Here is a 25,135-nt window from a genome sequence, read left to right as displayed (position 1 = left end):
ATCGGTCGCCCGCCGCAGCCGATGCGCCAGCGTCAGCGCCGCGTCCGAGGTAAACGTCGTCCGCCCCGCCGGCGGGATCATCGACCCTTGGGCATCCAGCGCCTGCTTGACCGTCAGCCACGCACGGCCGGTGCGCGACCAATGGACGAAGGGCGCAATCAGCGCGCGGCAGTCCGCCGCCAGCGCCAGGCCCGCCGGATCATCCCGCTCGGCCAGCCCGTGCACGGCACACCCGGCCGCGCGCAGCCTCTCGCCCCCACCGCCCGCGACCCGGGGATTGGGATCCGCCGCGCCGATCCAGACGGTGCGGATCGGCGATGCCAGGATGGCTTCGGAACAGGGGCCGGTACGGCCGGTATGGTTGCAGGGTTCCAGCGTCACGACCGCGATTGCCGCGCGCGCCATCAGCCCCTGGTCGGCACATTGGCGCAGGGCCAGGGCCTCGGCGTGCGCGGCACCCGCGCGATGATGGGCGGCAACGGTCAGGATCGTCCCGTCGCCATCCAGGATGGCGCAGCCGACGGGGGGGTTGGGCGCCGTCGCGCCCATATGGCGCACGGCCTCGTCCAGCGCCGCGCGGAACGCCAGATCGATATGCGCCAATCCGGGAGGGGAGGGGAATACGCGCGATGACCCGACCGGATCGTCAGCCGCCTCCATCGTCCCCGAGCCTGTCGAACGCATAACCACGACAAACGGTCCCATCCATCCGGACGGACCCGGGGCGCACACGCCCATGTCGCCGCGCCAGGACATGGCACGGCCGCACAGGCAGCGTTCTCTATCATCCGGACTGTAACCGTCGGCTCCGGAATCTCACCGGATCTGCTGTCCCCGTCCGGCCAACGGCCTGACGGGCGCTCGCGGGCTGATGCGAACCGGTCCAAGGACCAGGCGCAAATACCGCCGGTGGGGACTTTCACCCCGCCCCGAGAACGTCAATTCAACCGGCCATCACGACCGGAACGAATTTATTATTGGGAAAGAACCGGCGAAAATGCAAGAGCGGACGCGTCGCTCTTGCATTCTGCATCCCCACCCGCCTCAGTTCGGCGACGCGGACGTCGCCCGGGTGATGGCATTCTGCGTGACCCTCGCCCCGCGTGAGACATCATGGCCGACCGAACTGACATCCTGGCCGGCGCCACGAATGGTGTTGCATGCCGACAGCCCGGCCGAGACACCAAGCAGCGCGGCGGTCAGAAAGACGGTCCGGAACAGCGGCAATACCCCAAAACGGGCCTGGAACATGAATATCTCCTTCACTGGTTGTTATCTCCGGGAAAAACTCTGAAACTGTCCGGCGTTCCCTATCCGCCTCGGGCAGGAGCCCGTATCTGCCCGCCATGAGCCCGACCGAACCTGCCGTCATTGCCGCATATTTGGCCATTCTGGTCGCGGTGTCACTGTTCCTGTCGCGCGGCCGTCACGCCGCCGCAGATTACCTGGTCGGCCGTCACGATATGCCGACTTGGGCAATCTGCCTGTCGATCGTGGCGACCGAGACATCGACCCTGACCGTGATCAGCGTGCCGGGCGTCGCCTACGGCCATGGCATGGTTTTTGTCGGGCTCGGCGCCGGATACATCATCGGTCGCGCTGTCGTGGCCTGGATCCTGTTGCCGCTCTACATGCGCCAGGGCATGACCAGCGCGTATCAATATCTGGGTCAGCGTTTCGGCCGGACCATGCAGCGTCTCGCGGCCGGCGCCTTCCTGCTGACCCGGCTGCTGGCCGAAGGTGTGCGGCTCTTCGCCTCCACCCTGCCGATCTGCGCGCTGCTGGCGGCAGCCCACCTGCCGGCGGGGCAGTTGCCGGTGCTGCTTGGGCTGACTCTCCTGACCGCCCTTTATACATCCATCGGCGGCCTGCGGGCCGTGGTCTGGTCAGACAGCATCCAGTTCGGTGTCTATGCCCTGGGCGCCGCATTCTGCGTCGCAATCCTGCTGCCGCGCGGCGCAGGAGGGGCCTTGGATGCCGCTCCGTTGCACGCGGCCTGGCAGGCCGGACGATTTGCCCTGTTCACCCATGGCAGTGCGATCCTGTCCGCCCCCTACGCCCCGCTGACGGCCCTTGTAGGAGGAGCGATCCTCTCCATGGCCTCGCACGGCGCGGATCAGTTGATGGTCCAGCGGGTGCTTGCCGCCCGTTCGCTGCGCGCGGCGCGCCTGGCCATGGTCGGCAGCGCCGTCGTCGTCACCCTGCTGTTCGGCGTGCTGTCCGCTATCGGGGTTCTGCTCTGGATCCGCCGTGCGGGCGCGACGCCGGCCGCACTCGGCCTGGCATCGCCCGACGGCCTGTTCCCGGCCTTCATCGCCCATGACGTGCCGCCCATGCTGGCTGGCCTGCTGGTCGCAGGCATCGTCGGCGCCACGATGGGATCGCTGTCCTCGGCCCTGAACGCCATGACGGGTTCGACGCTCTCCGACCTGCTGCCGTCCAGCATGACGCAGGGACGGAGCGTGGTTGCATTGTCGCGGGCCATCACTGCGGCATGGGCGATGCTGCTGGTCGTCGCGGCCTCCTGCTTCTCATCCACCAGCCAGTCGGTGGTGATTTTCGGTCTTTCCATTGCCGGTTATTCCTACGGGGCGCTTCTGGGGGCATTCTTATTCGGGATGCTGGTCCCCGGTGCGCGGCCACGTGACGCGCTCGCGGCGTTTCTCGGCACGCTGGTCATCATGGCGGTGCTGATTCTCATGCATCCCGGCGGCCATGCCATCGCCTTTCCCTGGCTGGTGCCGATCGGCGTGGCAACCATGCTGGCAATCGGCACGATGTCCCGCCTGATGCCGGGACGCTCCTGCGCCTGAGGCATCCGGCACATGGTCACGCAGTCTTGCGGCATCCGGCAGGCCGGCCTGCGCGTAACGGGACGGGTGCACGTCACGTGAAAACAATCGCGTCGGGAGGCTTGCGTGCCAGGAACCTGCGCTGCAAATGCCAGCCGGCCCGCCGGGCTGCCGAAACGGGCCATCCGGCCGTGACCTTTCATTTCGATCCGGCCCGGGACATTTTGCCGGCCCCCGCCGGTTTCATTTTCATGCCTGACGCGTTCCCGGGCGGCTTCGACGCCGCCAGCGGCGGCTTCATGATCGGGCTCGAAGCGGGCGAACTGGTGGGCGGGTTCCGCGTCACGACGCTTTGCTGCAACCGGGCCGGGATGTGCCACGGCGGCAAGCTGGCCAGCGTCTGCGACGTCTATCTCCTGCTTGCCGCCCTGTTCCGCGAGGATCTGCGGGCGGCGTTCCTGCCGACCGTCTCTCTGACGCTGGATTTCATGGCCCCGGCCATGCATGGCGCATGGGTCGAGTTGCGGGCCGAAACGCTGCGCATTACGCGCAGTCTGGTCTTCGCCCAGGGACTGGCCACGGTCGAGGGCACGCCCGTGGCACGCAGCAGCGCAATCTATCATCGCACAGCGCCTCAGGACGGCGACAGCCAGGATATCGGTGCCGCCCTGCGTGCGCTCCTGGGCCACATGCCCGCGACGCAGAGTAAAATTATCCCCTGATTATCAATCGAACTGTCCGGATCCGACACCCGGCGCAGAAGCCGGGCAAGGGCGGATGCCGCCCTTCTTCAGTCGCCTTTCCCCGGTGGCGGCCCCCGCGCACCTGGGCCTGAAACAGGAATGTAAAAAAATGGACAAAGGGGGTTGTCGTCTTCGACCCTCTCGGCTAAACACCGCCCCACGCTGCACCCGTAGCTCAATTGGATAGAGCACCAGACTACGAATCTGGGGGTTAGAGGTTCGAGTCCTTTCGGGTGCGCCACCTTCCTTACAAATGGTCTGAATCGGCTTCTTCGTGCGACGGAGCTGGCCCACCTGGCCCGTATGGCAGTACCGTCAAGGACGGTCTCCCCGCCCGCTGACCCCGCCTGCCCCCTGTGCCTGCGGCTGTTTTATTGCTGGAAGGCGCGGGCGAGGGCGTGCTGTGTTTCGAGCGAGACGGGCAGAGCGGAGGCTGTCAGGGGTACACCCTGCCATCCGGCGCCGATGGCGGTATAGAGGGCGACGGCGTCCTGCAGCCGCTCCAGCCGGGCGACGGCCTCGGCGTTCTCGGCGGCCAGCGCGGTGCGCTCGGTGGTCAGCACGTCCAGGAAGCCCACCAGCCCGGCGCCATACAGCCGGCGCGCCCGGTCGCTGGCCAGCGCGCTGTCCTGCGCCGCGCGGTGCAGCCATTCGGTGTGTTCCACGTCGTCATGCCAGGCCGCCATCGCGTCCTCGACCTCGCGGAACGCCTGCAGCACCGTCCGGCGATAGGCCAGGCGGCTGGCCTCCGCCGCCGCCTGCGCCGCGCGCACCTGCGCCGTCAGCTTGCCGCCATGCATCAGCGGCAGCGACGCCATCATGAAGAACTGCCAGCTCAGCGCCCCGGTCTCGAACAGCTGATACATCGCCGACGCGTTCGGGTTGAAGCTCAGCGGGATGCTGAAATTCGGATAGAGCTGCGCCACCGCAACCCCGATCCGCGCCGTCGCCTCGGCATAGGCCCGTTCCGCCCGGCGGATGTCCGGCCGGTTGGCCAGCACGACCGACGGCACCGTCGCCGGAAAATCCGGCACGCGCGGCAGCGGTCCCGGCTGTTCCAGCGCTGCCGCGCTGGTGCCGGGCATCTGTCCCATCAGCACGTCCAGCGCATGGGTGATCTGCGCGATATGGGTGCGCAGCGGCTCGCGCGCCGCGATCTGCGTCTCCAGTTCGGACTGCGCCTGCGCGACCTGCAGCGTGGTGCCCACCCCCTGCTGATACAGCCGCTGCGCCAGGTCGCGGGCATCCTGCGCCACCCGGATGTTGCGCTCGGCGATCTGCAGCCGCAATTGCGTGTCGCGCAGCACCATGTAGTCGCCGGCCAGTTCCGACAGCATGGTCATCAGCACCGCGCGCCGGTCCTCGACCGTCTCCTCCACCGCGCGCTCCTGCGCCTCGACGCTGCGGCGGATCCGCCCGAACACGTCGAGCTGCCAACTGGCGCTGACCCCATAGGACAGGTACGACGCCTCGGGCCGGTTCGCCGGATTGCCCGGCCGGATCGGCCAGTTGTCGATATTGATCGAATAGCGGCTGTCGCCCGCCACGGTGCTGGCGTCGATCTGCGGATACCAGGCCGAGGCCTGGGCATCGCGCAGCGCCCGCTCGGCCAGGATGCGCTGGCCGGCGATGCGCAGATCGTAATTGCCCGCGATCGCCCGGTCCACCAGCCGGTCCAGTTCGGCATCGCCGAAACGATGCCACCAATCCTTCATCTCGGCCGTGGTGCGGGCGATCTCCGCCGGCGTCGCGGCATGACCGTCCTCGGCAAAGCGCGCGGGGATCGCCATGCGGTCGGGCTGATAGCGCGGCCCCACCGTGCAGGCCGCCAGCAGGCCCGCCGCCCCCAGCAGCAGGCCGGCCCGGCCGGTCCCCTGGTTCTTCATTCTCATCGCGCGGCCCGGCTCACAGATGGTCTTGCAGCCAGGTGGTCAGCCGCCCGCGCTGGCCGGGCGTCTCCGGCCCCACCGTCACCGTGCAGGTCATGCCCGCCGCCAGCGTGACGCTGTCCGGCACCCGGTCGAGATGGATGCGCACCGGGATGCGCTGCGCCAGCCGCACCCAGGTGAAGATCGGATTGACGTCCTGCAGCCCCAGCCGGTCCGGATTGCCGTTCTGGTCGTTGATGCCGCGCGCGATCGACACGACATGGCCGGGCAGGATCGGCTTGTAGCCCATCAGCTTGACGCGCGCGGCGTCGCCGACATGCACGCCCCACATCTTGGTTTCCTCGAAATACCCGTTCACCCAGAAGGAATCGGCATCGATCACCGCCAGCCGCGGCTGGCCCGCCGTCGCGTAATCCCCCACCCGCAGGTTCAGGTTGGTGACATAGCCGTTGACCGGCGCATACAGCACCGAGCGCTGCAGGTTCAGCTTCGCCAGGTCCAGCGCCGCGCGCGCCGCATCCACCGCGGCGATCTGCGTCGCCACGCCGGAATTGAACCGCTCCTGCTCCTCGGCCGACACGATGCCGCCCAGCCCCATCCGGCGCTTCGCATCGCTCTGCTTCAGCTTCAGCTCCTCCAGCGCGCCGTCCAGCCGCGCCTGCGCCTCGCGCACCGCCAGGTGGAAGCGCACCGGATCCAGCACGAACAGCGGGTCGCCCCTGTGCACGAACTGGTTGTCCACCACCGGCACCTGCACCACCGTGCCCGGCACCTCCGGCGCCACGTCGACGACATAGACCCGCACCCGCCCGTCGCGGGTCCATGGCGCGATCATATACGTGTCCCACAGATCCATCCCCAGCACGATCGCCAGAACGACGACCGCCAGGGTCAGCACCACCCGGATCAGATTACGCAGCAGGGGCATCGCACTCTCTCGAACATCCGCAAAATACCCGGTCAGACATACAAAATCAGAAAGCACAGCACGCACGCGTACAGCGCCACCTCGAACAGCGCCAGGTGCCAGAACCACCCCATCAGCCCCGTCCACCACAGCACAAAGCGGATCGCCATCGTCACCGGAAACGCCGCAACCGCATACACCACGATCGGCGCCATAAACACGCCAAACAGGTCAAATTCGCTCAGCATCCCTTCACCCCTCAGCTCCCGCGCGTACCGGCAATCGGGGACCCGTTCCGACCGGGACCGTACAACCCCGTCGGGCAAGGAGATGAATTGTCGTGGGGGGAAGAATGCGCTGCCAACGCCGGGGCACCCTTGGAAAGGGCCCAAGTCCCGCACTATCGGCCTCCCCGTTTGTGTTCGGAGGCCGCCATCCGCAAAATGTCCCAATATCCCCGTTCGGCACGCACGCGGATGCTTCGTGCGCTCAAGATCCTCGATCGGCAGCACGTTTCCAGAAACGCCGGATGGGAGCTATTGCAATTTCGGTATGCTCCCCATTCCGGGACAGGCATCTTCGTGGCGGAAAAGCCGGGCGCCAGTTTCCGGCCTGTGGTTTCTAGCCTTTCCGGCCGAAGGCCGATCGCACGACCTGCCAGATGGCTCGCCCGGCTTGGCGGCCCACCGGCCCTGCGATTGCCGAGGTAATGGCCGTCAGTGCCATGGCCTGACGCAGGTCGTTGATGGCATGATCCCGCTCGAAACGCGCGCGGATTTCCTCAGGCGTCATAATCGACCTGCGGCCCAGCAGCAGGAACAGGACAGCCACGGCTGCATCGATGGCAAAGACCAGAATGGCCGCGCCCAATACGCTGAATCCCAGCGTTTGATAGGCAAATGCCCACAGCAATGCGTGGCCCGACAGTACGGCCAGCAGGCCGAATATTGCGGCGATGACCAGAAAAGCGACCTGCCGGCCAATGCGGATGGCCATCTGGCGGCGGACGGTCAGTTCCGCCTGGACGGTGGCCTTGCCAAGTTCGGCTATTTTCATGGTCCTCGCTTTGTCCCTCTGCTGTGTTTGCGGCGTCCTACCTCATCACGCGTCCCGCCAGATAGCCGATCGCCGCGACGATGACCATGGCCAGCCAGGGTTTGGCGCGCACACGGGTCGTGACGTCCCGCACCTGATGATCCGTCAGTTCGCGCGCATTGGCAACGACGTGCTCGGCCCGGTCTGCCGCATCGGCCAGGACCGGGGTGACATGCTCATTCATCAGGCGCTCTACCTGCGCCTTCAGTGACAGCAATTCGTCATGGGTCGCCTTCAGGGCTTCCTGGGTGGGTTTCGGGGCTTTGCGTCGGAACATCGCTCGTGTCCTTGATTAAAGTTGGCTACGGTGGAGCCAACGCGTCGCTTATTCGTCAAGTTTCGGTTTTCGTATGCCCGTGGTCTCTCCTCGTCCGCCCGTCCTTCCTCGTCTGGATGTACGCGGCCTCATGTGCGCGCCGCTCGATCCCTTCGCTCCCGCGCTGTCGTTTGCCGTGCAACGTGGGATGTGCCTGGCCCTGCTGGGCAATCGGGTATCGGACATGTCATGCCTGATGGATACGCTGGCCGGCCACCTACCCCGCCTCGGGGGTGAAATTCTCATCGACGGGCAGGACAGGTCCATGGATACAGCCGGGCAGCGCGGCATCGGCCTGTTCAGTCCGCGGGATCATTTGTTCGCGCATATGACGGTGCGGCAGAACGTGGCCTTCCCGCTCGGGGCACGCGGATACGATCGGTCCTCTATCGCCGCCCGGGTCAATGAGACTCTGGCCCTGACGGGTCTGGATGGACGTGCCGAGCAAACACCGAAGGCTCTGGAGCCACAGGAAGCGTGGCGGGCCCGGCTGGCCCGGCTGCTGGTCTTCGCCCCTCCCGTGCTGCTGTTGGATGACCCCTTTGCGAAGCTCGAACCTGACGACCGCAGCACCCTGCGACAGGTGCTGGCCCGGCTGGCCAGGGCACAGAATCTGACGATGCTGCTGGCCACCCGTGACCGCGAGGACGCCTTGCTGCTGGGGGATCGGATCGGCGTTCTGTCCGGCCGCACGCTGCTGCAGACGGGGCGACCGGTTGATCTGTTCGACAACCCGGCCTGTGCCGCGGTTGCCGCCGATTTCGGCGATGCCAATACCCTGACCGGCCGCGTCGGCGCGGTGGAGGACGATGTGGCCCGGGTTCACCTGGCCAACGGATGCGTGGTCGAAGCGCGGGCTGCCGAAGGCTTGGCTCCGGACATGCTCTGCACGTTGTGCATCCGTCCGGATCGAATCGCGACCTTATTCCCTTCAGGCCGCGCAACTGCCGACCCTGAAGAAGGAACATTGCCCGCCAGCCTGGTCGCACTGCATCATATGGGCGATCACATTCGTCTGCGTTTCCGCCTGGGCGACGGGCAGGAAATCCTGGTGCGGCGTCCGCCGGCGCAAAGCCTGACGGGTCTGGAACCCGGGCGACCGGCCCAATTGGCCTGGCCGCCCGTGCATGCGGTGGCCTTTCCGTTTCGCGGTGAAATGAGCTAGCGTTCGACACCCGTCGCCATTCGAAAGTTTGTCCCCCTGTCCGGTTCGTCCTGTCCACGTCGCCGACCGCTCCGCTATCTGGTCGGGATTTTCATGCTTCTGCTGGCGCTGACGCCGACCCGGCTTGAAGCCAAGAGCCGGTGGCGGACGCACGCGCTGGTGGTCAATAGCTGGGGTGGTGCCTTGGGCAAGGCTCAAGCCGAGGCGTTCTTTCGTCCTTTCGCGGCCAGTTCGGGTGCCAGCGTGCTGCATTATATCTGGGACGGCAATCTGCCGGTCCTGGCAGAACGTCCGCCCATCGGGCGCGGCACCTGGATGCTGGCGTTGATGGAAGACAGCACGGCCCGTATCGCCTGCCTGCAGGGCCAATTGCAGCGGCTGGGCGGCAGTCCGGGCAGCGCCGATGCTTGTGGCGTGCCTGCTCTGCATGATGGAATCGCCCTGGCCTGGGACCGCGGCCGGGTGCCGAGCGCCCCCCATTGGGCGGATTTCTGGAACGTTGTCCGCTATCCCGGCAAGCGTGGTCTGCGCAAGGATCCGCGTTCCACCCTGGAAATTGCCCTGATGGCTGACGGCGTGCCGGCGTCCGATGTCTACACCGTCCTGGCCACGCCGGAAGGCGTCGCCAGGGCGTTCCACAAGCTCAGCCAGTTGCGTCCCTATATCGTCTGGTGGACCGATGCTGCGGACTCGGCACGCATTATCGGCAATGGCAGCGTGCTGATGACCAGCGCCGCCGCGGGCGAGGTCGCCGCCATGCAGGATGCGGCGGGCCATCGCGATGTCGGGCTGCAATGGGACCAGAGCCTGGACGACGTGCTGTGCTGGGGGGTCGCAACCGGACTGGATGATGCGACGCGGGCCAAGGTGCGCGCGCTGCTGACTTACATGGGTCAACCCGAACAGGTGACGCGCTTCGCTGCCTTATATCATGGTCGCCCTGTTTCCGGACCGCAGCCCATCCCCATGGATGCGGCCTTCTGGCAGGCCCATCTCCCGGAACTGACCAAGCGGTTCGCGGACTGGCTGGCGGCGCCTTCGTGACAGGCCGAATGATGTCCGCCTTGTTGACCTTGGCGGGCGGCAGCGGCGGTGCCACGCTGATCTTTCTCGTCTGTCTGGCCCTGCGCGGCCTGCGTATCGCGTGTGCGCTGATCGCTGCCCGCATCATGGCATCGATGCTCCTGATCCCGGGTGTCATGGTTGCGGCATCGCCGTCGCTCTTACCCGACGGCATGATTACCGGCGCGCTGCTGCGCGGGGCATGCCTGGTGCCGATGATCGTGCTCCTGCCGCTACGGGCATTATCGGCCCTGCCGCGGGACATGACCCGTACAGCCCGGGGGCTGGGGGCCGGGCAGGCGGCGCGCCTGCGCATGCTCTGGTTGCCGCTGCTTGGCCCGGCCGTGCTGGCGGCAATGGCGCTGGCCATGGCGGCTACGATTTTGCTGGCTCTGTATGGCGGATCACGGGGGCGGCCGCTTGTCTTCTCAGCCACGACCCAATCCCATATGATCGTCGACCATGACCGATACTCCTCCATTCTGGCAGACTCGGCGCCTGGACGAAATGACGGCCGAGGAATGGGAAGCGCTGTGTGACGGCTGCGGCAGATGCTGCCTGCACAAGCTGCGCGAGGATGAGACGAACGAGGTCCTTTATACCAACGTTGCCTGCCGCTTGCTGGACCTGGAAACCTGCCGTTGCTCCGACTATGCGCAGCGGCGGCGCAAAGTCCCCGATTGCGTGCAGTTGACGCCCGAGGCATTGGCCGACATCGATTGGCTGCCGCCCAGTTGCGCCTATCGCCTGTTGGCCGAGGGCCGCCCCCTGGCGTGGTGGCACCCTCTGGTATCCGGTTCGCCCGACACCGTACACCAGGCCGGAATTTCCGTCCGCGGCCGGGCACTCAGCGAACGCCGCGCCGGCCTGCTGGAACATCACATCGTCGATTGGCCCGGCACCATGCCCAAGCCGCGCCGTCCCAAGCTGCGCCGCGTGGATTGATGAACGCCCTCTCCGGCACGGACAAGGCGGCGAAGCAGACTGTGTCGCTGGAGGGGCGTGATATCTCCGTCTTCTGGCGTCACTCCCTCCAGGCGCGCCGGGTCACCCTGCGGATTGATCCCAGACAGGCCGGCGTCGTCGTCACCCTGCCGCCTCGCACGACACGTGAAGCCGGCCTGGCGCTGCTACGCACCCACGCGATCTGGGTTTTCAGTCGGTTGGATCACCTGCCGCCGGATGCGCCATGGCATGATGGCGGCCAGGTGCTGCTGGATGGCCGCCCGCATGCCATTCGTCACTGCCCGCATGCGCGGGGCGGCGTATGGATCGAAGGCGAGACCATCATGGTCAGTGGAGAGGCCGAGTTCATGCGCCGCCGTCTCGGCGCCTTTCTCAGGCAGGAGGCGCGGCGCCGTCTGTCCGCGCGCATGGCCCAACTGGCCGAACAGTCAGGCCTGCGGCCACGGCGGCTGGCGATCAAGGACACCAGCAGCCGCTGGGGTAGCTGCAATTCGGACGGAACGATCATGCTCAGTTGGCGCCTTCTGATGGCGCCGGCAGAAATCCAGCACTATGTCATTGCCCACGAACTGGCACATCTGCGGCATCTGAATCATGGGTCGGATTTCTGGATGCTGGTCGCCAGTCTGACCCCTCACCGCCATATGGCGGAAACCTGGCTCCGGCGTCATGGACCCGCTCTGTTGCGCATGGCTTGAAAGGACCCCGGGCAACAAAAACCGGGCCCGCGGATTTTACCGCCTTGGCGAGTGTGCTAGACGACGGGCCGGGCGAGCTTGGCGGAATGGTAGACGCACGAGACTTAAAATCTTGCGCCCGCAAGGGCGTGCGGGTTCGAGTCCCGCAGCTCGCACCATCTTTCGTGTCCGATCCGCCGTCAGACGGTGAATTGTTCCGCCAGGATCCGTTCGGACAGGCTCTGGCCGGGATCGAACAACAGGGTGGTCTGGATCGCCCGGTCTTCGGCAATTTCGACCGACACGACGTCCCGCACTTCGGTAAAATCAGCCACAGCGGCGACAGGGCGCTTCTCGGGTTCCAGGATCGTCAGCCGTACCCGTGCCGCCGATGGCAGCAGTGCACCGCGCCAGCGTCGGGGGCGAAAGGCGCTGATCGGCGTCAAGGGCAGCAGATTGGCCGACAGCGGTACGATCGGCCCGTGCGCCGACAGGTTATAGGCCGTCGATCCCGCCGGCGTTGAAACCAGCACGCCATCGCAGATGAGTTCGGGCATCCGCACCCGGTCATCGACCTCGATCTGGATCTTGGCTGCCTGACGGGTTTCGCGGAACAGAAACACGTCGTTCAGCGCCAGCGCTTCGATGATCTCGCCCGACGATTTCTGCGCGGTCATGCGCAAAGGGTGCAGAGTCGCCGCCTGTGTCTGCGTCAGGTGCATGGGCAGATCATCCGGAATCGCCGGATTCATCAGGAACCCGACCGATCCGCAATTGATTCCGTAGACCGGGGTCGTCTGGCCCAGCATCATATGCAGGATTTCCAGCATGAACCCATCCCCGCCCAGGCAGATGACGGCATCGGCCTCCTGCGGCGTATGCTGGCCGTAGCGGGCAGTCAGGCTTTCCAGTGTTCGGTGGGCACCAGGATTCGGCGCCGCGATGAAGGCGAGCCGCCGTGGCGGCTGCCCCGACGGCCAGACGGGGGGATGGATCTCGTTCATGGCGCGCCCCGCAAAATGACCGGGTCCAGGATCAGGCGGCCCAGCATTCAGGATGTCAGGCGGCGATGGTCCATCACCGGAATTCCGGCACGGACACGTTCGACCATGTCCAGGTCCAGCCGCGCGGTCACCCAGCCGATGCCGTTCGAGGCCTGGGCTACGACTGTACCCCATGGATCGATGATCATCGAATGGCCGTAAGTCTTCCGTGCATTTCCATTGGCGTCGGCATGCGTGCCGGTAGTGCCGCATGCCACGACCCAGCACTGGGTCTCGATCGCCCGCGCGCGCAGCAAGGTCTGCCAGTGCGCCTCGCCCGTTTCGGCGGTAAAGGCGGCAGGCAGGATGATCAGGTTCGCGCCTTGCCGCCTCAAGGACAGGAACAGTTCGGCGAACCGGATATCGTAGCAGATGGCCAGGCCGGCCATGAACGGTCCGACCGGTACCGTCACGACATTCCGGCCCGGCGCATAGGTATCGCTTTCACGATAGCCCTCGCCCCCGGGAGTGGTGATGTCGAAGAGGTGAATCTTGCTGTAGCGCGCGCGCTCCACCCCATCGGGGCCGAAGATCAGGCTGGTGTTCAGCAGCCGGTCCCCGCAACGTTGTCCGATCGAGCCGCCATGCAGGGTAATGCCATGGGCATGCGCGGTTTCGCTCAGGAAGCGATAAAGCGGGCCGACGCCGCCTTCCGGTGCGCCTGGCGGAGGCAATTCCTCGGCACTGGCGAATTTCACCTCGGCGGTCCCGCCGAGACAACTCCATATTTCCGGTAGTACCACCAGGTCCGGCCGGTCGGCGGAAACCGCAGCGGCAATCAGGCGCCGTGCCTCGGCGATATTATCCGGCAAGGACGCGCCGGGGGCCATCTGGATGACAGTGGTGCGCACCGGAAGCTCCGTCCGATCGTAGAAGGCTGATCCATCGGCCCGTTCACAGGGTCATGGACTGCGGGGGTTATGCCTTCGCTTATAAGATGCGTGCCCGATGCCCCGCAACTGCCGCACGGATATTCGGGCGGCGTTCAGGCCGCGCCGACGAAGGAGGCGGCAGGATACCCCTGGACGAACAGCAGGGTGCGCAGCGTCGTATGATCCACGCGATTGGCCACGGCGGCGCGTACGATCGGCTTGCCGTGAAAGGCGATGCCCAGCCCGGCGTCGCGCAGCATGTTCAGATCGTTCGCGCCGTCTCCTACCGCCATGGTGGCGGCCGGCTTCAACCGTCCGGCTTCGGCCAGCCGTCGCAGGTGCGCGCGCTTGGCGTCGGGTCCAAGGATCGGCTCGGCGACGGTGCCGGTCAGCATACCCTCCCGGCTTTCCAGCACGTTGGCATGATGCTCGCTGAATCCGCACAGCGACGCGACCCGTCCGGTAAAGAAGGTGAAGCCACCCGATACCAGCGCGGTGCGGGCGTTGTGCGCACGCATCGTCGCCACCAGCTCGCGCGCGCCTTCATTCAGCCGCACATCCTTCCAGGCGGCTTCCAGCAGCGAGTCCGGCAGTCCGGCCAGCAGCCCGACCCGTTCGCGCAGGGCAGCCGCGAAATCGATCTCGCCATTCATCGAGCGGCGGGTGATCTCGGCGATACGCTCGCCGATGCCGGCATGGGCGGCCAGATCGTCCAATGTCTCGTTGGCCACGATGGTGCTGTCCATGTCCGCGACCAGAAGCCCTTTGCGCCGTCCGCGCGAACGCGTCAGAAGGGTGTCGACATGGCGCGGGCCGAAGACCGCGCGGATCGTCTCCAGCGTCGGCATTCCGTCGCCGGGGGGCGGACAGGGGATCTCGGCGGCCTCGCCGGGCGACAGGATGGTGGGGGTGCCGCCCTTCACCATGTCGCGCGCCGCGCCGATATGGGCATCGGTCAGGGTCGTGGCTGCGCGATTGGCGACGAGTGTAAGGATATGGGACAGCGACATGATGCCGATGCGTGTGACAGGGATGGCGCCGTGACGCAAGCGGCGGATTCACGCGCTCGGCCGATCCTCGTGATCGCCGGGCCGACCTGCTCGGGCAAGTCGGCGCTGGCCATGGCGGTGGCCCATGCGACGAACGGCGTCGTCATCAACGCGGACTCGATGCAGGTCTATCGCGAACTGCGCATCGTCACCGCGCGTCCCAGTCCGCAGGACGAGGCCGAATTGCCGCACCGTCTCTACGGGATCCTGCCGGCCGCGCAGCCGGGCAGCGTCGCCTGGTGGCGTACGCAGGCCCTGGCTGAAATCCGGGCGGCGTGGAGCGCAGGCCGCATGCCGATCCTGTGCGGGGGCACCGGCATGTATCTGCGCGCCCTGACCGACGGACTGACCGATATCCCGGACCCCGGACCCGCCGCCCGTGCCGAGGCCCGCGCCCTTGTCGAAGCCGAGGGGCCCGCCGCCCTGCATGCGCGGCTCGCGAAATACGATCCTGAAACCGCTGCCACCCTGCGCCCTTCCGACAGTCAGCGTCTCGCCCGGGCGTGGGAGGTTCTCTCCGGGACCGGCCGTGGCATGATCCATTGGCGCCGCGCCGCAACCCTGCCGCCGCTGGCATGCCGGATGATTGCCGTCCGGTTGGATCCGCCGCGTGATATCCTGCGCGCCGCAATTGCCGCGCGCTTCGCCGTCATGCTTCGGACCGGCGCGGTGGACGAGGTCCGGGCGTTGCTGGCACACTCCCTCCCGCCCAGCCTGCCGGCCATGCGCGCGCATGGCGTGCCGGAACTGACGGCCTGGCTGCACGGAGAGCAGACCCTGGAGGAAGCCGCGCATCACGCCGTGCTGGCAACGGGGCGCTACACACGGCGGCAAGCGACCTGGTTCGCCCACCATCGCCTGGCGGCGGACGCAGACAGCCTGGTCGTCGCGGCACGCATGACGGGGGATGCGCAACAAATGGAAAGAAATGATGTCGATCCCATTTCTTTTATTCTAAGACGGATTGACGCGGGGCCTCAGTTTCCCTAAACCCCCGACATTCCGCCCGAATGGCCACCATCAGGTGCCCATGAACAGCTCGGGTGGAGGAGCAAGGAACATGAACGCGACACCGAACCTGAACGACCTGAAGTTGAACACGCGCACCCAGGCTGGGGACGTCGTCCTCTCCGGGGCCGAGGTTCTGCTTCGCGTTCTCGTCGATCAGGGGGTCGAGGTCGTCTTCGGCTATCCGGGTGGCGCCGTTCTGCCGATCTATGACGCGCTGTTCAAGCAGAACGCGATCCGTCACGTGCTGGTCCGGCACGAGCAGGCAGCCGTGCACGCTGCCGAAGCCTATGCTCGCTCGACCGGCAAGGTCGGCGTGGTGCTGGTCACCAGCGGCCCGGGCGCGACCAATGCCGTCACCGGCCTGGTGGATGCGCTGATGGATTCCATCCCGGTGGTGTGCTTCACGGGACAGGTCGGCGTGCCGCTGATCGGCACCGATGCGTTCCAGGAAGCCGACACGACCGGCATCACGCGCCCGGCGACCAAGCATAATTATCTGGTCAGGCGTGCCGCCGACCTGTCCCGGGTGGTGCACGAGGCCTTTCATATCGCCCGCAGCGGCCGCCCTGGCCCCGTGGTGGTCGACCTGCCGAAGAACGTGACGGTGGGGCCGGCGCCGTATCAGCCTGCGTCGCGCGCGCCGCACCCGTCCTATCGCCCACGCACCGAGCCGGACCGCGATGCCGTGGCGCGTGCCGTCGCGGCCATGAAGCAGGCCAGGCGGCCGCTTTTCTACACGGGCGGGGGCATTATCAATGCCGGCCCCCGCGCCAGCGAGTCGCTGCGTCGCCTGGTGCGGATGACAGGCTTTCCCTGCACCTCCACGCTGATGGGGCTGGGCGCCTATCCGACCACCGACCGTCAGTTCCTGGGCATGCTGGGCATGCACGGCACGTACGAAGCCAATCTGGCCACCCATGGCTGCGATGTGCTGATCGCACTGGGTGCGCGCTTCGATGATCGCGTCACCGGGCGGCTGGATGCGTTCTCGCCGGATTCGTTCAAGATCCACGCCGATATCGATCCGTCGCAGATCAACAAGATCGTGCAGGTCGACGTGCCGGTCCTGGGCGATGCAGGCCGTATCATCGACATGATGATCGAGGAATGGGAACGGCAGACCGAAACGCCCGATGCGGCCGCCCTGTCCCAATGGTGGCAGCAGATCGATGCATGGCGGGGCATCCGCAGCCTGCATTTCGAACAGGACATGGCGCCGTCGGCGATCATCCGGCCGCAATATGCCGTTCGCCGCCTCTACGAACTGGCGATGGAAACCCGGCGCGACACCTATGTCTCGACCGAAGTCGGCCAGCACCAGATGTGGGCGGCCCAGCATTTCCAATTCGACAAGCCGAACCGCTGGCTGACCTCGGGCGGCCTGGGGACGATGGGCTACGGCCTGCCGGCGGCGGTGGGCGTGCAGATCGCCCATCCCGACGCCCTGGTCATCGATATCGCAGGCGAGGCGTCGACCCTGATGAACATCCAGGAACTGGGCACGATCGCCCAGTACCGCCTGCCGGTGAAGCTGTTCATCCTGAACAACCAATATATGGGCATGGTGCGCCAATGGCAGGAATTGCTGCATGGTTCGCGCTATTCCGAAAGCTATAGCGCGGCCCTGCCGGATTTTGTCCGTCTGGCCGAAAGCTTCCATGCCCGCGGCCTGCGTGCGTCCTGCGTCGGTGAGCTGGATGACGTCATCCGCGCCATGCTGGCCGAACCGGGCGCGGTGGTGGCCGATATCTGCGTGGCGCAGGACGAGAACTGCTATCCGATGATTCCGTCCGGCGCCGCCCACAACCAGATGCTGCTCGGCCCGGAACAGGATGACGAGGTCAAGGTCAGTGCCGAGGGCCGCATGCTGGTCTGATCGGCGCGCCCGCTATCGCATCGGCCGGGGGTGCCCGGCCGCCTCGTCCCCATCCCTGCCGGCACGGAGGTCACGCATGCCCCGCGCCGGTCGCCATTTCAGGAAGAGCCATCATGACCACGCAGGAGGAGACGACGATCTCCGCGGTCATTTCCATTCTGGTCGAAAACGAAAGCGGCGTACTGGCCCGCGTGATCGGCCTGTTTTCCGGCCGCGGCTACAATATCGAAAGCCTGACCGTCGCTCCGGTCGAGGAATCGCGTCACCAGTCGCGCATCAATATCGTCACCTCCGGCACGCCGCAGGTGATCGAGCAGATCAAGGCGCAGGTGGGTCGCCTGGTGCCGGTCTATCGGGTAGCCGACCTGACCGCACTGGGCCCGCACGTGGCCCGTGAAATGGCGCTGGTGAAAGTCGTCTCGTCCGGCGAGGCCCGGACCGAGGCGCTGCGCATCGCCGAGGCCTTTCGCGCCCGTGCCGTCGATACGACGGCTACATCCTTTATCTTCGAACTGACCGGCGCGACCGACAAGCTCGATTCCTTTATCGACCTGATGCGTCCGCTGGGCCTGGCCGAGGTGTCCCGTACCGGCGTCGCCGCGATCATCCGGGGTCCCCGGACGATCTGATCCCGCAGGTCCCTTTTTTCCACCGTTTCAACAGGAGTGTTTTCCATGCGCGTGTATTACGATCGCGACGCCGACGTGAACCTGATCAAGTCCAAGAAGGTCGCGATCATCGGCTATGGCAGCCAGGGCCACGCCCATGCCAACAACCTGAAGGACAGCGGCGTCACCGAGATGGTGATCGGCCTGCGCCCCGGCTCCACCGCCGTGGCCAAGGCCGAGGCTGCGGGCTTCAAGGTGATGGACCCGTCCGCCGCCGCGGCGTGGGCCGACGTGGTCATGGTCCTGACCCCGGATGAGGGCCAGGGCGCGCTGTACAAAGAACATCTGGAAGCGAACCTGAAGCCGGGGGCCGCGCTGGCGTTCGCCCACGGCCTGTCGATCCATTTCCGCATCATCGAGGCTCGTCCCGACCTGGACGTGTTCTTGATCGCGCCCAAGGGCCCGGGCCACACCGTGCGCTCCGAATATCAGCGCGGTGGCGGAGTACCCTCGCTGGTCGCCGTGGCGCAGAACGCATCGGGCAACGCGCTCGAAATCGCGCTGTCTTATGCGTCGGCCAATGGCGGCGGCCGCGCCGGCATTATCGAGACCACCTTCAAGGAGGAAGTCGAAACCGACCTGTTCGGCGAACAGGCCGTGCTGTGCGGCGGGCTGGTCGAGCTGATCCGCGCGGGTTTCGAAACGCTGGTCGAGGCCGGCTATGCCCCTGAAATGGCCTATTTCGAGTGCCTGCACGAAACCAAGCTGATCGTCGACCTGATCTATGAAGGCGGCATCGCGAACATGAACTATTCGATCTCGAATACCGCGGAATATGGCGAGTATGTCACGGGCCCGCGCATCGTGACGCCGGAAACCAAGGCCGAGATGAAGCGCGTCCTGACGGATATCCAGGACGGCACGTTCGTGCGCAACTTCATCCTGGAAAACCAGTCGGGCAATGTCGGCTTCAAGGCGATCCGTGCGCGCAACAACGCACACCAGATCGAACAGGTCGGCGAAAAGCTGCGTGCCATGATGCCGTGGATCGGCAAGAACAAGCTGGTCGACAAGACCCGCAACTAAGGGTCCGCCCGGAAATGCGCATGCTGGCGATAATCTGACGCGCATTTCCTGCGCTCCGCGGCGACCGGTCAATAAGGTCGCCGCGCTTTTGGTGCTCGAAAACACATGCTGAACGCGGCCTTTCCGGGCCGGAGCGCAGTGGGCCCGTAGGTCTGATCGTGCGATCTGGGGCCCTCCGTCACCTACGGGGCATAATCGGCGATTCCCAGCCCCGGCTGCACCAGTTCGCCGATGAACAAGGCGATCTTGTGTGAATGCGCGGTACTGATGGTGTGGATGGCATAGAAGGTCACCGGATCCGGCTCCCAGGCCTCCATCACCGTCACCAGCCGCCCATCTCGCAGATGGTCTTCGACTTCCCAGAGCGATTTCTGCGTCAACCCCATCCCATCCAATGCCCATTGAACCGGCAGTTCCGAATGGCTGGATGCCAGATGGCCGTCCACGCGGTAGATGCGCGTATTCTCTCCGCGGCCGAACCGCCACGTGCCGCGGCATTGGCCGCTCGTATTCGCCACCAGACAGGCATGCCGGGCCAGGTCGCCCGGTATCTCGGGTTGCCCGTGCCGGGCGATATAGGCGGGGCTGGCCACCAGCACGCGTCGGCTTTCCATCAGCCGTCGGCCTGCCAGCATGGTATCCACGACCGGCGCTCCGCGAATGGCGATGTCATAACCCTCGCCCACGATGTCGGTCATCCGGTCTTCCAGCGTCAGATGCACGCGAATGTCCGGATGCCGGCGGATAAATCCAGCCACGAAAGGTGCCAGCTTGATCCGTCCGAAGGGCAGGGGGGCGGTCACGCGCAACAAGCCGCCGGGCGCGTTCACCGTTTCGCGCACCCGGGCCTCCATGCCCTCGGTCGCGGACAGGATTGCGGTGGATTCATCCAGATAGATGCGCCCGGCCTCGGTCAATGTCTGCCGGCGCGTGGTCCGCACCAGCAATCGCGTGCCCAGCCGGCGCTCGAGGCGCGACAGCCGATCACTGACGACCGAAATCGCCAGCCCCAGATGGCGCGCCGCCGCCGACAGGCCACCTTGCCGGACGATCTCGACGAAAATCCGCATCTCGTCGGTATCGCGCATTTTTCGTTCGCCTTTCCCGGAAGAAGCTTTCCGAATTTGACGGTTATCATTCCCCGGAGCCGGCGCCCATAGTCCCCGAGGCATATCAAGACAGCCCATCAAGGACTGGGAGATCGTTCATGCAGTATCGTCAGCTCGGCCGCTCCGGCCTGCGCGTATCCGCCTTCACCCTCGGAACCATGACGTTCGGCGGCAAGGGCGCCTTCGCCAAGACCGGCAATACCGACCTCGCGGGCGCCATGCGTCAGATCGACATGTGCATCGCGGCCGGCGTCAACATGTTCGACACGGCCGACATCTACTCCACCGGCCTCTCCGAGGAGATCCTGGGCCAGGCGCTGAAGGGCCGCTCGGGCGAAATTCTCGTCGGCACCAAGGCCCGCTTCCGCATGGGGTCGGGGGCCAACGATGCCGGCCTGTCACGCTATCATATCATGGCGGCGGCCGAGGCCAGCCTGCGCCGTCTGGGCCGCGACCATATCGACCTCTACTACCTGCATGAATGGGACGGCCAGACCCCGCTCGACGAAACGCTCGAAGCGCTGGATACCCTGACCCGCGCAGGCAAGATCCGCTATGCCGGCGTGTCCAATTTCTCCGCCTGGCATATCATGAAGGCGCTCGGCACGGCGGAACGCAACCGACTGATCGCTCCGGTGGCGCAGCAGATCTATTATTCGCTCCAGGCACGCGAAGCCGAATATGAATTGCTGCCCCTCGCCGTGGATCAGGGACTTGGCGTTCAGGTCTGGAGCCCGATGGCGGGCGGCCTGCTTTCCGGCAAGCATCGGCGCGGCCAAGCCGAAGCCCAAGGCACCCGCCAGTTGGCTCAATGGAACGAACCGCCGGTCTACGACGTCGAGAAGCTCTACGACGTCGTCGAAGTGCTGGTGGCGATCGGCCAGGAGCGCGGCGTTTCCGCCGCTCAGGTCGCCTTGGCCTGGGTGGCGCAGCGTCCGGGCGTGACGTCGCTTGTGATCGGCGCGCGTACTGAGGCGCAACTGGCCGACAACCTCGCGGCCGCCGAGCTTGCTCTGTCGGCCGAGGACATGGCACGGCTGGACCGTGTGAGCGCTCCGCCGCTGCTTTATCCGTACTGGCACCAGGCCAGCACGGCGGCGGACCGGCTGTCGCCTGCCGACCTGCTGCTCCTCGGCCCGTCGATCAGAAAGGATTGACCACCGTGCGCCTGTGCTGCGTTCGGCTGTCCATGTGTCTGGTGGGGTTTGCCTGCACCGCCGCTCCGGCCCCGACCCGGGCAGAGGGGGCCGGCATCGTCACGACCCAGAAATTGTCCTGGGAGCTGGCTGAAAAACTGGCAGCGGCGGCGGTGCGCATCTGCGCCGCCCATGGTTGGTCGGTGACCGCCGCGGTGGTCGACCCTTCGGGTCATGAACAGGTCATCATCAAGGGCGATACTGTGCCCTTGCAATCGCTGTCCGTGTCCTATCGCAAGGCCTATACCGCCTATGCCTATGGCATGACCTTCGACAAGGATACGACCAGTGCCCTGATCGCGGCCAAGGTTACCGGTCCGGCCAACGGCGCGCTGAACACGATCCCGCAGGTGCTGTTCATGCCGGGCGGCGCGCTGATCCGCCGGGCCGACCGTTCGGTCCTGGGGGGATTGGGCGTATCCGGCGCCCCGGGCGGCGATCTCGACGAGCAATGCGCCGTCGCCGCGCTAAAGGAAGTCTCCCCCCTGTTTCATTGACCTGCCCGTTCATCGGCCTGCCCTTGGACCGTTCGAGGGACGTCATGCCTTGCGCTCTACCTGCCAGACCCTTGTCATAGCGCATCATTGTTCCCATGTCGGTGCTGTTCCGGGTGTCGCGTCGCCTCATGCAGGGGCGCGGCGCCCGGCCTTCAGGTCGCCTCAGTGAAAGGGACATGGGATCATGGATATCGAGAAGTTCACCGAACGGTCGCGCGGCTTCCTTCAGGCCGCCCAGACGATCGCGGTGCGGGACTATCATCAGCAATTGACGCCGGAACATCTGCTCAAGGCGCTCCTGGACGATCCCGAGGGCGCGGCGGCCTCGCTGATCCGTGCCGCCGGCGGCCAGGTACCGGCCATCCAGGCCGAAATCGCGGCCGCCCTGGCGAAGCTGCCCCGTGTTCAGGGAGGCGGCGCCGGTCAGCCGCAGGCCACACCCGATTTCGTCCGGGTGCTGGATAAGGCGCAGAGCATGGCGCAGCATGCCGGCGACGAATATGTGGCGCAGGATCGCCTGCTGGTCGCCATCGCGGCGTCGGAAACGCCGGCCGGTCGCGCGTTGCGTGACGGCGGCGCGAGTGCGCAGGCGCTGGAAAAGGCTGTCGCCGCCATCCGCAAGGGGCGCACGGTCACGAGCGGTAACGCCGAGGCCAGCTTCGACGCGCTCAAGAAATATGCGCGCGACGTTACGGAAATCGCCCAGCAGGGCAAACTCGATCCGGTCATCGGCCGGGACGAGGAAATCCGTCGCGCGATCCAGGTTCTGGCCCGGCGCAGCAAGAACAATCCGGTGCTGATCGGCGAACCCGGCGTTGGCAAGACTGCCATCGTCGAAGGTCTGGCCCTGCGTATCGTGAACGGCGACGTACCCGAGGCGCTGAAGAACAAGAAGCTTTTGTCGCTCGACCTCGGCGCGCTGGTTGCCGGCGCGAAATTCCGCGGCGAGTTCGAAGAGCGTCTGAAGGCGGTGCTGAAGGAAATCGAAAGCGCCGAGGGACAGGTCATCCTCTTCATCGATGAAATGCATACCCTGGTCGGGGCTGGTCGGTCGGATGGGGCGATGGACGCCTCCAACCTGATCAAGCCGGAACTGGCGCGGGGCACCCTGCATTGCATCGGTGCCACCACGCTGGACGAGTACCGCAAATATATCGAGAAGGACGCGGCGCTCGCCCGGCGCTTCCAGCCCGTCTATGTCGGCGAGCCCTCGGTTGCCGACACGATTTCGATCCTGCGCGGCATCAAGGAAAAATACGAACTTCATCACGGCGTACGGATCAGCGACAACGCCCTGGTGGCGGCGGCGACGCTGTCGAACCGCTACATCACCGACCGGTTCCTGCCGGACAAGGCGATCGATCTGGTGGACGAGGCGGCCAGCCGCCTGCGCATGCAGATCGACAGCAAGCCCGAGGAGCTGGACGAACTCGATCGCCGGCTGATCCAGTTGAAAATCGAACGCGAGGCGATCCGCAAGGAGGAAGATCCGGCCAGCCGTGAACGCCTGGTCAAGCTGGAAGCCGAACTGGCCGAACTGGAAGAAAAATCCAATGCCATGACCGCGGCCTGGCATGCGGAAAAGGACCGGGTCAACGCGGTGCAGAAGATGAAAGAGCAGCTTGACCAAGCCCGCTCGGACGTCGAGGTCGCGCAGCGCCGGGGCGATCTGGCTCGGGCGTCGGAGTTGATGTACGGCGTCATCCCCGGCCTCCAGGAGCAGATCGCCCGCGTGCAGGAAGAAAATGAGGCGGCGGCTAAGGGCGCGGGCCTGGTGAGTGAGGCCGTGACCGAACAGGGTGTCGCGTCCGTCGTCTCGCGCTGGACCGGCGTGCCGGTCGATCGCATGCTCGAAGGCGAGCGTGCCAAGCTGCTGCGGATGGAGGACGAGCTGCGCCGCAGTGTCGTCGGCCAGGAACCGGCGCTGAAGGCCGTGGCGCATGCCGTCCGCCGTGCCCGCGCCGGCCTGCAGGATCCCAATCGTCCGATCGGCTCGTTCCTCTTCCTTGGTCCGACGGGCGTGGGCAAGACCGAACTGTGCAAGGCTCTGGCCCGGTTCCTGTTCGACGATGAAAAGGCGCTGTTGCGCGTGGATATGAGCGAGTTCATGGAAAAACACGCCGTATCCCGCCTGATCGGCGCCCCGCCGGGCTATGTCGGGTACGAAGAAGGTGGCGTGCTGACCGAAGCGGTGCGGCGGCGTCCCTACCAGGTCATCCTGTTCGATGAGGTCGAAAAGGCGCACGAGGACATCTTCAACGTGCTGCTGCAGGTGCTCGATGACGGACGACTGACTGACGGGCAGGGGCGGACGGTCGATTTCCGCAACACGATCATCGTCCTGACCAGCAATCTGGGGGCGCAGGTTCTGGCTCATCTGCCGGACGACGAATCCGCCGAAATGGCGCAGGCCGAGGTCATGAAGGCGGTGCGTGAGCATTTCCGGCCGGAATTCCTCAATCGGCTGGACGAGATCATCCTGTTCTCGCGCCTGCGGCGTGAGGACATGACCCGCATTGTTGATATCCAGATCGGTCGTCTGCGCAAACTGCTGGAAGATCGGCATATCGAGATGGTCCTGGACGAACCTGCCCATCTGTGGCTGGCGGAAGAAGGCTACGATCCGGTCTATGGCGCCCGCCCGCTGAAGCGCGTCATCCAGCGCATGCTGCAGAACCCGCTGGCCGGCTTGCTGCTGGATGGCACGATCCACGACGGTGATATGGTGCGCATCTCGGCTGACGATGTCGGACTGACGATCAACGGCAATCGGCTGGACGTGTCGTGATGCCGTGCTGAAGGGGGCCGCGCCCCCTTCAGCAACCTGTCATGCAAACGCAGAAAAAATTTCATCTTTTTTGCGCGGGTTTCGAAACGGACTGACGAAAAATAGACGATTTTTCGCAGAAAACAGTGCTTTTTCCGGTATCGGACGGCCGCGTTGACAGCGCCCCCCAATCCCCGTAAAAGCCGCTTCACCGAACGGCACCGCCCTTCGGAAACGCTCATTGACAATTGAAGAGAGAAGAGAACGGAAGGGATATGTTGACGGCGTCCTGGCGGTTTGGGCTTTGTGCCTGGATTGTTTAGGGGATTGGGTGCCTGGTTTGTTTCTGGGTATTTGGTCTTAGGGGCGCTGTTGGATGTATGTCTTTTGGATATGCGTTTTTATGGTG

Annotated in this window: 25 protein-coding genes, 2 tRNA genes and 1 riboswitch; of the genes, 16 read left to right on the top strand and 11 right to left on the bottom strand. The window is 65.7% G+C overall.

Annotated features, from left to right (window positions below; translation table 11 throughout):
* Together HUK84_RS02125 and HUK84_RS02120 are read right to left on the bottom strand one after the other, a co-directional pair.
* The coding region (locus tag HUK84_RS02125; RefSeq protein WP_374729243.1) for a bifunctional diaminohydroxyphosphoribosylaminopyrimidine deaminase/5-amino-6-(5-phosphoribosylamino)uracil reductase RibD at positions 1 to 660 on the bottom strand (660 nt) is incomplete at its 3' end.
* A gap of 112 nt (positions 661 to 772) precedes the next feature.
* Positions 773 to 941, bottom strand: a riboswitch (FMN riboswitch).
* A gap of 103 nt (positions 942 to 1,044) precedes the next feature.
* Positions 1,045 to 1,251 (bottom strand): entericidin A/B family lipoprotein, encoded by a 207-nt coding sequence (locus HUK84_RS02120; protein ID WP_176638751.1) that lies wholly within the window; start codon positions 1,249 to 1,251, stop codon positions 1,045 to 1,047.
* Between the two features lie 95 nt (positions 1,252 to 1,346).
* On the opposite strand from HUK84_RS02120, the gene HUK84_RS02115 reads away from it, so the two are divergent.
* The 3 genes from HUK84_RS02115 (at position 1,347) to HUK84_RS02105 (ending at position 3,776) form a co-directional block, all read left to right on the top strand.
* Positions 1,347 to 2,813 carry a sodium:solute symporter gene (locus tag HUK84_RS02115; protein WP_176638750.1) on the top strand — a complete coding sequence of 489 codons (1,467 nt, stop codon included), beginning with the start codon at positions 1,347 to 1,349 and terminating at the stop codon, positions 2,811 to 2,813.
* A 230-nt stretch (positions 2,814 to 3,043) separates the two neighbouring features.
* Positions 3,044 to 3,514: a PaaI family thioesterase gene (locus HUK84_RS02110; RefSeq protein WP_176638749.1), complete on the top strand. Its 471-nt coding sequence runs from the start codon at positions 3,044 to 3,046 to the stop codon at positions 3,512 to 3,514.
* A gap of 185 nt (positions 3,515 to 3,699) precedes the next feature.
* Positions 3,700 to 3,776 (top strand) — tRNA-Arg (locus tag HUK84_RS02105).
* 130 nt (positions 3,777 to 3,906) lie between these two features.
* Here the strand turns inward: HUK84_RS02105 and HUK84_RS02100 are convergent.
* The 5 genes from HUK84_RS02100 to HUK84_RS02080 all read right to left on the bottom strand — a co-directional run bounded on the left by HUK84_RS02100 (position 3,907) and on the right by HUK84_RS02080 (position 7,703).
* Entirely contained in the window at positions 3,907 to 5,427 is a 1,521-nt protein-coding gene (locus tag HUK84_RS02100; protein ID WP_176638748.1) for an efflux transporter outer membrane subunit, read from the bottom strand.
* Positions 5,428 to 5,440: 13 nt separating this feature from the next.
* Positions 5,441 to 6,352: an HlyD family efflux transporter periplasmic adaptor subunit gene (locus HUK84_RS02095; protein ID WP_176638747.1), complete on the bottom strand. Its 912-nt coding sequence runs from the start codon at positions 6,350 to 6,352 to the stop codon at positions 5,441 to 5,443.
* 32 nt (positions 6,353 to 6,384) lie between these two features.
* Positions 6,385 to 6,579, bottom strand: a complete 195-nt coding sequence (locus tag HUK84_RS02090; RefSeq protein WP_176638746.1) for a DUF1656 domain-containing protein — start codon at positions 6,577 to 6,579, stop codon at positions 6,385 to 6,387.
* A 373-nt stretch (positions 6,580 to 6,952) separates the two neighbouring features.
* A complete protein-coding gene (locus HUK84_RS02085; RefSeq protein ID WP_246285306.1) occupies positions 6,953 to 7,327 on the bottom strand; it encodes a hypothetical protein in 375 nt (124 codons plus the stop codon).
* A 97-nt stretch (positions 7,328 to 7,424) separates the two neighbouring features.
* On the bottom strand, positions 7,425 to 7,703 hold the full coding sequence (locus tag HUK84_RS02080) for a hypothetical protein (protein ID WP_176638744.1): 279 nt from the start codon (positions 7,701 to 7,703) through the stop codon (positions 7,425 to 7,427).
* A 130-nt stretch (positions 7,704 to 7,833) separates the two neighbouring features.
* On the opposite strand from HUK84_RS02080, the gene HUK84_RS02075 reads away from it, so the two are divergent.
* From HUK84_RS02075 to HUK84_RS02050, 6 genes are all read left to right on the top strand, one after another.
* Positions 7,834 to 8,907: an ABC transporter ATP-binding protein gene (locus HUK84_RS02075; RefSeq protein WP_246285305.1), complete on the top strand. Its 1,074-nt coding sequence runs from the start codon at positions 7,834 to 7,836 to the stop codon at positions 8,905 to 8,907.
* Between the two features lie 93 nt (positions 8,908 to 9,000).
* Positions 9,001 to 9,951 carry an extracellular solute-binding protein gene (locus tag HUK84_RS02070; protein ID WP_176638742.1) on the top strand — a complete coding sequence of 317 codons (951 nt, stop codon included), beginning with the start codon at positions 9,001 to 9,003 and terminating at the stop codon, positions 9,949 to 9,951.
* Between the two features lie 11 nt (positions 9,952 to 9,962).
* A complete protein-coding gene (locus HUK84_RS02065) occupies positions 9,963 to 10,508 on the top strand; it encodes a hypothetical protein (RefSeq protein ID WP_218064152.1) in 546 nt (181 codons plus the stop codon).
* Positions 10,432 to 10,914: a YcgN family cysteine cluster protein gene (locus tag HUK84_RS02060; protein ID WP_176638740.1), complete on the top strand. Its 483-nt coding sequence runs from the start codon at positions 10,432 to 10,434 to the stop codon at positions 10,912 to 10,914. The genes HUK84_RS02065 and HUK84_RS02060 overlap by 77 nt, the downstream gene beginning before the upstream one ends.
* A complete protein-coding gene (locus tag HUK84_RS02055; protein ID WP_176638739.1) occupies positions 10,914 to 11,633 on the top strand; it encodes a M48 family metallopeptidase in 720 nt (239 codons plus the stop codon). The genes HUK84_RS02060 and HUK84_RS02055 overlap by 1 nt, the downstream gene beginning before the upstream one ends.
* Before the next feature lie 72 nt (positions 11,634 to 11,705).
* Positions 11,706 to 11,791, top strand: a tRNA-Leu gene (locus HUK84_RS02050).
* A gap of 21 nt (positions 11,792 to 11,812) precedes the next feature.
* Here the strand turns inward: HUK84_RS02050 and HUK84_RS02045 are convergent.
* The 3 genes from HUK84_RS02045 to serB all read right to left on the bottom strand — a co-directional run bounded on the left by HUK84_RS02045 (position 11,813) and on the right by serB (position 14,537).
* On the bottom strand, positions 11,813 to 12,616 hold the full coding sequence (locus HUK84_RS02045; RefSeq protein WP_176638738.1) for an NAD kinase: 804 nt from the start codon (positions 12,614 to 12,616) through the stop codon (positions 11,813 to 11,815).
* A gap of 47 nt (positions 12,617 to 12,663) precedes the next feature.
* Positions 12,664 to 13,506 carry a carbon-nitrogen hydrolase family protein gene (locus HUK84_RS02040; protein WP_176638737.1) on the bottom strand — a complete coding sequence of 281 codons (843 nt, stop codon included), beginning with the start codon at positions 13,504 to 13,506 and terminating at the stop codon, positions 12,664 to 12,666.
* 134 nt (positions 13,507 to 13,640) lie between these two features.
* The gene (gene serB / locus HUK84_RS02035; RefSeq protein ID WP_176638736.1) at positions 13,641 to 14,537 is read right to left on the bottom strand and encodes a phosphoserine phosphatase SerB; all 897 of its coding nucleotides are present in this window, start codon (positions 14,535 to 14,537) and stop codon (positions 13,641 to 13,643) included.
* Positions 14,538 to 14,567: 30 nt separating this feature from the next.
* Between serB and miaA the strand changes: the two genes are divergently transcribed.
* The 4 genes from miaA (at position 14,568) to ilvC (ending at position 19,157) form a co-directional block, all read left to right on the top strand.
* Positions 14,568 to 15,566 (top strand): tRNA (adenosine(37)-N6)-dimethylallyltransferase MiaA, encoded by a 999-nt coding sequence (miaA, locus tag HUK84_RS02030; protein WP_176638735.1) that lies wholly within the window; start codon positions 14,568 to 14,570, stop codon positions 15,564 to 15,566.
* 70 nt (positions 15,567 to 15,636) lie between these two features.
* Positions 15,637 to 17,463, top strand: coding sequence for a biosynthetic-type acetolactate synthase large subunit (gene ilvB / locus HUK84_RS02025; RefSeq protein WP_176638734.1), 1,827 nt, complete (start codon positions 15,637 to 15,639; stop codon positions 17,461 to 17,463).
* A gap of 113 nt (positions 17,464 to 17,576) precedes the next feature.
* Positions 17,577 to 18,092 (top strand): acetolactate synthase small subunit, encoded by a 516-nt coding sequence (gene ilvN / locus HUK84_RS02020; RefSeq protein ID WP_176638733.1) that lies wholly within the window; start codon positions 17,577 to 17,579, stop codon positions 18,090 to 18,092.
* Positions 18,093 to 18,137: 45 nt separating this feature from the next.
* A complete protein-coding gene (ilvC, locus tag HUK84_RS02015) occupies positions 18,138 to 19,157 on the top strand; it encodes a ketol-acid reductoisomerase (RefSeq protein WP_176638732.1) in 1,020 nt (339 codons plus the stop codon).
* A 182-nt stretch (positions 19,158 to 19,339) separates the two neighbouring features.
* On the opposite strand, the gene HUK84_RS02010 is transcribed toward ilvC, so the two are convergent.
* Positions 19,340 to 20,245 (bottom strand): LysR family transcriptional regulator, encoded by a 906-nt coding sequence (locus tag HUK84_RS02010; protein WP_176638731.1) that lies wholly within the window; start codon positions 20,243 to 20,245, stop codon positions 19,340 to 19,342.
* A 119-nt stretch (positions 20,246 to 20,364) separates the two neighbouring features.
* Here HUK84_RS02010 and HUK84_RS02005 point away from each other — a divergent pair, with 119 nt between their 5' ends.
* The 3 genes from HUK84_RS02005 (at position 20,365) to clpB (ending at position 24,747) form a co-directional block, all read left to right on the top strand.
* Positions 20,365 to 21,423, top strand: a complete 1,059-nt coding sequence (locus HUK84_RS02005; RefSeq protein WP_176638730.1) for an aldo/keto reductase — start codon at positions 20,365 to 20,367, stop codon at positions 21,421 to 21,423.
* Positions 21,424 to 21,455: 32 nt separating this feature from the next.
* On the top strand, positions 21,456 to 21,959 hold the full coding sequence (locus tag HUK84_RS02000; RefSeq protein WP_176638752.1) for a GlcG/HbpS family heme-binding protein: 504 nt from the start codon (positions 21,456 to 21,458) through the stop codon (positions 21,957 to 21,959).
* 184 nt (positions 21,960 to 22,143) lie between these two features.
* Entirely contained in the window at positions 22,144 to 24,747 is a 2,604-nt protein-coding gene (gene clpB / locus HUK84_RS01995; protein WP_176638729.1) for an ATP-dependent chaperone ClpB, read from the top strand.
* Positions 24,748 to 25,135 lie beyond the last annotated feature (388 nt).

Source organism: Nguyenibacter vanlangensis, assembly GCF_013376155.1.
Classification (GTDB): Bacteria; Pseudomonadota; Alphaproteobacteria; order Acetobacterales; family Acetobacteraceae; genus Gluconacetobacter; species Gluconacetobacter vanlangensis.
Note: the sequence above shows the minus strand (reverse complement) of the source record. Positions and strands in the feature narration are given on the sequence as shown.

Coding starts and splice junctions, on each gene's coding strand:
- HUK84_RS02120 (WP_176638751.1), bottom strand. CDS start 1,251: ATGTTCCAGGCCCGTTTTGGGGTATTGCCGCTGTTCCGGACCGTCTTT.
- HUK84_RS02115 (WP_176638750.1), top strand. CDS start 1,347: ATGAGCCCGACCGAACCTGCCGTCATTGCCGCATATTTGGCCATTCTG.
- HUK84_RS02110 (WP_176638749.1), top strand. CDS start 3,044: ATGCCTGACGCGTTCCCGGGCGGCTTCGACGCCGCCAGCGGCGGCTTC.
- HUK84_RS02100 (WP_176638748.1), bottom strand. CDS start 5,427: ATGAGAATGAAGAACCAGGGGACCGGCCGGGCCGGCCTGCTGCTGGGG.
- HUK84_RS02095 (WP_176638747.1), bottom strand. CDS start 6,352: ATGCCCCTGCTGCGTAATCTGATCCGGGTGGTGCTGACCCTGGCGGTC.
- HUK84_RS02090 (WP_176638746.1), bottom strand. CDS start 6,579: ATGCTGAGCGAATTTGACCTGTTTGGCGTGTTTATGGCGCCGATCGTG.
- HUK84_RS02085 (WP_246285306.1), bottom strand. CDS start 7,327: ATGGCCATCCGCATTGGCCGGCAGGTCGCTTTTCTGGTCATCGCCGCA.
- HUK84_RS02080 (WP_176638744.1), bottom strand. CDS start 7,703: ATGTTCCGACGCAAAGCCCCGAAACCCACCCAGGAAGCCCTGAAGGCG.
- HUK84_RS02075 (WP_246285305.1), top strand. CDS start 7,834: ATGTGCGCGCCGCTCGATCCCTTCGCTCCCGCGCTGTCGTTTGCCGTG.
- HUK84_RS02070 (WP_176638742.1), top strand. CDS start 9,001: ATGCTTCTGCTGGCGCTGACGCCGACCCGGCTTGAAGCCAAGAGCCGG.
- HUK84_RS02065 (WP_218064152.1), top strand. CDS start 9,963: ATGTCCGCCTTGTTGACCTTGGCGGGCGGCAGCGGCGGTGCCACGCTG.
- HUK84_RS02060 (WP_176638740.1), top strand. CDS start 10,432: ATGACCGATACTCCTCCATTCTGGCAGACTCGGCGCCTGGACGAAATG.
- HUK84_RS02055 (WP_176638739.1), top strand. CDS start 10,914: ATGAACGCCCTCTCCGGCACGGACAAGGCGGCGAAGCAGACTGTGTCG.
- HUK84_RS02045 (WP_176638738.1), bottom strand. CDS start 12,616: ATGAACGAGATCCATCCCCCCGTCTGGCCGTCGGGGCAGCCGCCACGG.
- serB (WP_176638736.1), bottom strand. CDS start 14,537: ATGTCGCTGTCCCATATCCTTACACTCGTCGCCAATCGCGCAGCCACG.
- ilvB (WP_176638734.1), top strand. CDS start 15,637: ATGAACGCGACACCGAACCTGAACGACCTGAAGTTGAACACGCGCACC.
- ilvN (WP_176638733.1), top strand. CDS start 17,577: ATGACCACGCAGGAGGAGACGACGATCTCCGCGGTCATTTCCATTCTG.
- ilvC (WP_176638732.1), top strand. CDS start 18,138: ATGCGCGTGTATTACGATCGCGACGCCGACGTGAACCTGATCAAGTCC.
- HUK84_RS02010 (WP_176638731.1), bottom strand. CDS start 20,245: ATGCGCGATACCGACGAGATGCGGATTTTCGTCGAGATCGTCCGGCAA.
- HUK84_RS02005 (WP_176638730.1), top strand. CDS start 20,365: ATGCAGTATCGTCAGCTCGGCCGCTCCGGCCTGCGCGTATCCGCCTTC.
- HUK84_RS02000 (WP_176638752.1), top strand. CDS start 21,456: ATGTGTCTGGTGGGGTTTGCCTGCACCGCCGCTCCGGCCCCGACCCGG.
- clpB (WP_176638729.1), top strand. CDS start 22,144: ATGGATATCGAGAAGTTCACCGAACGGTCGCGCGGCTTCCTTCAGGCC.